Annotated in this window: 6 protein-coding genes; all 6 read right to left on the bottom strand. The window is 40.7% G+C overall.

Annotated features, from left to right (window positions below):
* Positions 1-228: 228 nt before the first annotated feature.
* Positions 229-1,875 (bottom strand): ABC transporter ATP-binding protein, encoded by a 1,647-nt coding sequence (locus ACTNBF_RS15940; RefSeq protein WP_441027192.1) that lies wholly within the window; start codon positions 1,873-1,875, stop codon positions 229-231.
* The gene (locus ACTNBF_RS15935; RefSeq protein WP_441089655.1) at positions 1,865-3,595 is read right to left on the bottom strand and encodes an ABC transporter ATP-binding protein; all 1,731 of its coding nucleotides are present in this window, start codon (positions 3,593-3,595) and stop codon (positions 1,865-1,867) included. The genes ACTNBF_RS15940 and ACTNBF_RS15935 overlap by 11 nt, the downstream gene beginning before the upstream one ends.
* Positions 3,596-3,629: 34 nt before the next feature.
* Positions 3,630-4,229: an HD domain-containing protein gene (locus tag ACTNBF_RS15930; protein WP_427820875.1), complete on the bottom strand. Its 600-nt coding sequence runs from the start codon at positions 4,227-4,229 to the stop codon at positions 3,630-3,632.
* A gap of 177 nt (positions 4,230-4,406) precedes the next feature.
* Positions 4,407-5,111 carry an SDR family oxidoreductase gene (locus tag ACTNBF_RS15925; RefSeq protein WP_427820874.1) on the bottom strand — a complete coding sequence of 235 codons (705 nt, stop codon included), beginning with the start codon at positions 5,109-5,111 and terminating at the stop codon, positions 4,407-4,409.
* 45 nt (positions 5,112-5,156) lie between these two features.
* The gene (locus ACTNBF_RS15920; RefSeq protein ID WP_427820873.1) at positions 5,157-5,945 is read right to left on the bottom strand and encodes an HAD-IIB family hydrolase; all 789 of its coding nucleotides are present in this window, start codon (positions 5,943-5,945) and stop codon (positions 5,157-5,159) included.
* An 80-nt stretch (positions 5,946-6,025) separates the two neighbouring features.
* A complete protein-coding gene (locus tag ACTNBF_RS15915; RefSeq protein ID WP_427820872.1) occupies positions 6,026-6,982 on the bottom strand; it encodes a DHH family phosphoesterase in 957 nt (318 codons plus the stop codon).
* Between the last annotated feature and the right edge of the window lie 147 nt (positions 6,983-7,129).

The raw sequence follows: 7,129 nt of genomic DNA, 5'->3' as shown, positions 1-7,129 counted from the left end.
TATCACATCTTTCGACGTTTGTCAACAACTTTTTTCTTATCAGACTTCTGCATGCCGCCCCCTGGCCTCTGTCTCAGCCCTTTCGGAAATCAGTTATGACCCGCTGCCCGGAGTCTAATTTCTGAGCTTTGTCCGGTCAACGAGTCATATGCTACCACTTCATTTTGAAATTGTCAATACTGTTTTTATTTTTCATTCAATTCAGAATATTTAGATATATTAATTCTTCTATCCGATTACTATTTCTCTTTCTCTGCTTTTATTATACAAACGATGTGATATCGAAATCACTGTCCGATTATGGGAGACGTTTTTTAATGCATTCATAATCTGTTCTTCCGTTCCCGAATCCAGATTAGCCGTAATTTCATCTAAAAGAAGAATTTTAGGATTCAAAACAATTGCTCGCGCAATAGACAACAGCTGAAACTGCCCTTGTGAAAACAACTTTTCATCACACTGGGTTTCCATCCTATCTGGAAGATTGCGCACAGTATCCAATATGCCAACCGTTTCAAGTGCATTTTCAATCTGACTTTCGGAAACATCAGGATCTTTCAGGGAAATCTGATCGGCAACTGTTCCCGGAATCATCCTGAATTGTTGTTCAACATAACCAAACCAATATCGCCTCTTTTCTTCCGGAATCGAACATGGTTCCATCCCAAATATCGTAATTCGCCCTTTGTCAGGTCGATATAGTCCTGAAATCAATTTAACCAATGTGCTTTTCCCTACACCGGTACGACCTGTAAGGATAACATTTTCTCCTTCTTCAATCGTCATATTGAAATCATGCAGAATTTCCTGCTGATCTGCACCATAGCGGAAGCATACTCCTGAAAAATTGACAGCTGATTTTTTATTCTCATCTACATTTTCACTGTCACATTTCGAAACGCAACTTTCTTCTTTTTCTTCAAAAAATTCATTGATTCGTCGTACCCCAGCAGCTGCTGATTGTATATTCTGAATTTCCATGCCTATATTTTCAAGCGGATCAAAGAAATTCCCTACATAGGCAATCAGTGCTGCGGCTGTACCGGCAGACATTCCGAAAAACTCCCGTATTGCCCCCGCCTGTCCGGAAGCTCCCATCATAATCCCGATGATCAATGCACTAATAGAAACGATAATCGGCGAATAAATAGCATCATAAAAATTGGATCGTTCCTGCGCGCGAAATCCCTGTTCAATCGTATCTCCATAGCGCTGCTGCATGAATTTTTGTCGGTGAAGAACCCGTATCGTGCGCATGTTTTTCATAGTTTCCGGTATCAACTGATTTGTTCTTCCTACAGCCACACGGCTTTCCATCTGTGCATTCAACATTCTTTTTTGGAAAATACGAGTCATCCAGAATAAATACGGAGTTGCTATGACAAGTATGATCCCCAGTCCTTTGCTTCTAGAAAATATGATCAGAACGATACTGACAAGCTTACATACATCCGATGCCATGCTGATCACTCCCGATGTAAATAAGCTTTCCACTGTATTAACATCATTTACAAAACGCGAAGCAGTCACTCCCGGTTCTTTTTCGATATAATAAGAAGCCGGCAGACGAAGAAGTTTTTTACTCATAGCAGAACGGATCCTATGTGTTACTCTCTGTCCAAAGACAGTAATCAAACTTTCTTTAAAAGCCTCCAGAAAGCCGAATACAGCAATGAGAGAAAAATATCCTATAGCAATCGATAATCCCACATTGTCATGCTCTGCCAGACGATTTACAATCTGTTCCAGAACCAACGGCGGAAGCAGCGCGGCTCCGATCGTTCCTGCGATCGCCAATACTAATGTGAAACTAAGCCATTTATTATTATAAATCGTTTCGCTTATTACATGCATCACAGACCTTTTACTCTGCATACGCATTGCCTCCTCTCTCCTGTTCCTCGTACAGAAGACGATAATGTTCTTTTTCCTGCATAAGTCTGTCATGACTGGCAACATAAACCTTTCCATTTTCAAGCCATAACACCTGATCAAACTTAGGGAACAGTCCCAAACGATGTGAAATCAGCAGAATGATACTATCTTTTCCCCACAAACGCAGATTTTCATAGATTTGTTTTTCCGTCTCCATATCCACAGCCGAAAACGGATCATCTAAAATCATAAGTGGCTTTTTGTGATACAGGGTTCGGGCAAGTGCAATTCTGGCCTGCTGTCCTCCTGAAAGCCGAACGCCACCGCTGCCGATCCGGGTATGGGTCTTCTCGGGCAAAAGCGCTACTTCCCGATCCATACAAACCGCGTGCAACACCTCTTCTACATCTCCCGGCTTTCCCATACAGATATTTTCTTCTATCGTACCGTCAAACAGCTCCGGCTGATGTCCCAGATACCCCACTCCACTTATGTATCCTTCCTTTCCGTCAAACGAAATATTTCCCATAGCAATCTTTCCATCATAAGGCAGCTCTCCGGTAAAGATTCTGCCAAGTGTTGATTTGCCACATGCCACTTCACCTGTAATTCCCAGAATCTGTCCCGGCTTTCCTTTAAAAGTAACATTCGTAAATAATGGATTTTGGTCTGGCCAGGCAAACGTAAGCCCTGATACTTCAAGCAGAGCGGCCTGCGTATGTTCTATGCATTTTTCTTCCTGAGTCTCTTTCAAATATGGCTTAATACGTTTCCATGATACCTGTGCTTTCTGTACAGCATTAAATAGCTTTGCCGCCTTGGAGGATTTGACAGCCAATTTCCTATAGCATGCAAAGAAAGTAGAAAATGCAGCAATATTCCAGACTAACCATCCTGTTCCGAGCACATTTCTGCCTCCAAACCATATGATCATCACGGTTCCAATCATCGAAATCACCTGATAAACCGGCTGCATCGCATTTTCCCACAAATTCGCCCGAACGGCCTTTTTTTCGTAATCCTCAAGATACAGTTCATATTCTACATTCCGATTCTTTTCCTGACCATAGATTCGGTATGTCAGCGCATTGGTGATTCGCTCCAGAGTAGAGGCATTCAGTCTCCCGCTGCTTTCTCTACTGAGTTGCACATTTCTTGTCACAATTACTTTTAGTCGTTCCGCGAGAATATAAGCAATCGGCGGAAACAGCATGGAAAGGATCGTAAGTCTCCAGTCATAGGAAAGCAGCATAACAAAATATGCAATCATCACGATTCCCGTGTCGAATATCTCCGTCGTAAATTTGCGCATTCCTTCCACACATGCATCCGCGTCAGCGATGATCTTCGTCATCATCATGCCCGCATCTTCCTTCTCTATGTTCTTCTGATACAACAAATTCCGATATAATATCATTTTCATATTCTTGCTGATGTTGTTTGCAAATTTTCTAACATAAAGCCGCTTAAGATATCGCATAAACTGTACAAAAAAAATGGTCAGCACATAGCATACCACCAGGCTGACCATTGCCGACGGCCTTTTCTTGCCGCCGATGATATCACACAAATACTGCACCATCTGTCCTTCGAACCAGGGACCTGCGACCATTCCAACATTATATAAAATACCTGTTATCGTCACAGTCAGGAGAAGCCATTTTTCTTTCCGGAAATAATAACCAATCTGATCCGTGGCATTTTTATCCGTTTTTTTCATCTGCTTATCTATCCCCTCTTCGCAAACGTTTATATTATGATTCTGATTCTTCCAAAGCATTCATAGCTTCTGCAACAGAAGTCTCGCAAGAACGCATTGCCAGAATCGTCTTCTCAATCAGATCCGCCAGCTCCCATCCCAGCATATCTGCTCCCTGCCGAATCACTTCTCTGGAACATCCTGCCGCAAAATTCGCACTTTTGAATTTCTTCTTAACCGATTTCACTTCCATATCCTGCACACTCTTTGACGGCCGCATCAATGCTGCCGCCCAGATCAATCCCGTAAGTTCATCCGCAGCAAAGAGAACCTTTTCCATCTCATGCTCCGGTTTTATGTCAACTGTAATACCATACCCATGACTGCACACTGCATGAATAATATCGTCCTGCACGCCGCCTTCTCTTAATAGTTCCGGTGCTTTGATACAGTGCTGATCCGGATACAACTCAAAATCAATATCATGCAGAAGCCCAACAATTCCCCAGTATTCGGCATCTTCTCCATATCCAAGTTCATCGGCATACCACTTCATAACTCCCTCTACCGTAAGTGCATGCTGTATATGAAATGAATCCTTGTTGTATTTTTTCAGTAACTCAAATGCATCTTCTCTTGAAATATGATCTTTCATTTTCTGTGCCTCCTAAGATTGTTCTGTCGTTTTTATATAAGGCTCATTGTAGCACAATTTTCTTTTTCTCTCAATCACTGATTTTCCTTCAAATACGAAGCTGCCTGATAATGGGCATATACCAAGTCTTTTCCTTAGTATAACGTTTTTTTAATTGCATTACAATGAACCTCTAGTTTAATTATCCAATTTCCACCCAAAGTCTCCATGATAAATCATCTGCCTCGTCATACCTCCGTCAATGCAGATATTCTCCCCTGTTATGAATCCTGCTTTATCCGAACACAGATAAAGAACCATATTTGCGATATCCTTAGGATTTCCAACTCTGCCGGCCGGCTGTTGATATGCGTCCGGTCCTTCGTATACTGTATATTCAGTATCGATCCATCCAGGCGAGATGGAATTTACTCTTACTTTTCCTGCCATACTGACTGCCAGTGCATGAGTAAGTGCAGCAATTCCCCCTTTTGCCGCCGTATAGCTCTCAGTCTGCGGTTGACTCATCCGGTCCCGCGAAGATGAAATATTTATAATCGAAGCACCGTCTGCAAAATAAGGCTGAAATAATTTTGTAAGATAAAACGGTGCCGTAATTCCTACAGCAAGCGCATATTCGAATTCTTCATAAGAACATGTATTGATTCCTTTCATCAATGGCAACGCATTATTGATCAGGAAATCAATATGCCCATTTTCTTTTATGACCTTATCGGCAAAATCTTCAAGAACTTCTTTCTTACCAATATCGCCGACATAATGATTCCCTTCTGCAATATCGATGATCCGGACAATCGCACCTTCTTTTTGAAATTCTTCAGCAATCACTTTTCCGATGCCATGCGCGCCGCCCGTTATAACCGCAACCTTCTTCTGAAACATCCTTGTTCCCCTCTTTCCAGTTTTTCCATTTTACACTTAACACTGCTATATCAATCTGAATTTCTTCATCGCATAGTCAATCCCATCTTCTTCCACAGCCTTCGTGACAAATTCTGTATAGGGATCCAATGCCGTACTATGTTTTTCCATTGCAATGGCATGCCCCGCATACCGGAACATTGCAAGATCATTTTCACTGTCCCCAAATACATATGACTGCTCTCTGGACAAATGGAATTTATCCAGAACCATCTGGATCGCTGTTGCTTTCGAGCAGCCTTTCGGTACACACTCGTATGCTCCATTCTCCCGGTCAATTATATCCAAATCTCTTTCTATGAAATGAAAAAAGCTTTCTTTATCACTTTTGTTGTCGGTCATGACATACATCTTGTCATATGCACATCCACCCTCTTCAAGATAACGTTTTTGCCCCAGTCCCCTTTTCTTCATCTTTGTTCTCAGAGCTTCTATATCTTCAAATCTTGATGCAAATTTTGAAAAATAAACATCTTCAACACCTTCAAACACACCATCGATCCGGCACTCTCCCGCCATTTTTGCAATCGCGTCTGCCCGTGCTGACGGTAAATTCTTTTTATAAAAAATTTCATCTCCATATGTAAGAAAAATGCCACAGCCGCACAAAAAGCCATCGAAAGGCATCTCTGTAATCTTAATCGGAAGTGTGCACCTTGTTCGCCCGGTATTTATAAACAACAAATGACCATTTTCCTTCGCCTTTGATAATGCACGGAAGGTGCTTTGCGGTATCTCTTTTGTTATCTCGCTTAGAATGGTTCCATCAATGTCAAAAAATAATGCCTGTCTCATTCTAACTTTATCCTTTCCTGTTCCAAATATTCCAATGCTTTTATCATCTTAATTCTTTAACCGTGTATAAAATTATTTTCTTACATGATCTCATTCATTCTCTGTATAATCACATCTGTGATTTCCTGTTGACCATATTTCTCATTCATCAATTCTTTTGAAATATTTCCTCCGGCTTTATCTTTATGACCGCCGCCATTACCGATGTTTTTACACAATTTTTCTGCTACAATATTTGCCGGATAATCCCAGTCACAGCTTCGAACCGAAATCTGATATCCATTGTCCACATCGGTAAATGAAACGGATACTTTGGCGGCATCAACCATAATCGCCATGTCACCAATGATTCCAAGAATAGATTGTTCACAGTGCATAGCAGAAATGATCAGATACCTTCTTTCTGTATTAAAATAACAATTATTCAAAGCATCACCGGCAATCATTAAATCCCCAACTGTCATACACGACTTTTTCAAACGTTCCAGTTCCGGATAGTCATCGCGTAATTCCGAACGCATAGCACAATCCTTCTCTTTATAAAGATCTACATAAGAAGAAGTATCTGTATACAATCCATAAAGAAATGCAATGCGTAATTTTCTGTTATCTTTAACAGAATAGCCTTCCTCTTTCAACAATTCCCATACTATCGTCGAACAGCTTTGATATGTATTATCTATAAATGTTTTATCTGTTTTTTCCATATAAAGTGTATGGTGATCTACGGCTGCAATTTCTGAAGCCTCAAATATCTGAGCATTCCCCTGACCATATTGCGCATCAACCATCATCAGAAGTTCTGTCTTTGGAAGTTCTACAATATGTTCTGCCAGAATCCCGCATACTTCCATCATATAAAGTAAATTTTTCTTTTTTATACTTTGTCTGCCGCCATACACAATTCTAGTGTCTATTCCATGGTCAGTAAAAAATGTATACAAACCTAAAGCAGATGCCAGCGCATCTGGATCCGGATTGTTATGGCACTGAATACAAATGCTTTTATATTTCAAAAACTGACTTAAAAAACCCATTTTCCTCTCCTTCCTTATTTTAAATAATAATATACGAAAAAACTGCAAACCTTGTCACCAAAGTCTGCAGCTATCTCTTTTTATGTACCTTCAAAACCACATACAAAGTTTTATCTCTCCATCCATTTCTTTCCTATCCTACCATTT

This window comes from Bariatricus sp. HCP28S3_A4 (assembly GCF_052066395.1).
GTDB lineage: Bacteria > Bacillota > Clostridia > Lachnospirales > Lachnospiraceae > Allocoprococcus.
This window is presented reverse-complemented; position numbering and strand designations above follow the sequence as displayed.

Coding starts and splice junctions, on each gene's coding strand:
- ACTNBF_RS15925 (WP_427820874.1), bottom strand. CDS start 5,111: ATGTTTCAGAAGAAGGTTGCGGTTATAACGGGCGGCGCGCATGGCATC.
- ACTNBF_RS15920 (WP_427820873.1), bottom strand. CDS start 5,945: ATGAGACAGGCATTATTTTTTGACATTGATGGAACCATTCTAAGCGAG.
- ACTNBF_RS15935 (WP_441089655.1), bottom strand. CDS start 3,595: ATGAAAAAAACGGATAAAAATGCCACGGATCAGATTGGTTATTATTTC.
- ACTNBF_RS15940 (WP_441027192.1), bottom strand. CDS start 1,875: ATGCAGAGTAAAAGGTCTGTGATGCATGTAATAAGCGAAACGATTTAT.
- ACTNBF_RS15930 (WP_427820875.1), bottom strand. CDS start 4,229: ATGAAAGATCATATTTCAAGAGAAGATGCATTTGAGTTACTGAAAAAA.
- ACTNBF_RS15915 (WP_427820872.1), bottom strand. CDS start 6,982: ATGGGTTTTTTAAGTCAGTTTTTGAAATATAAAAGCATTTGTATTCAG.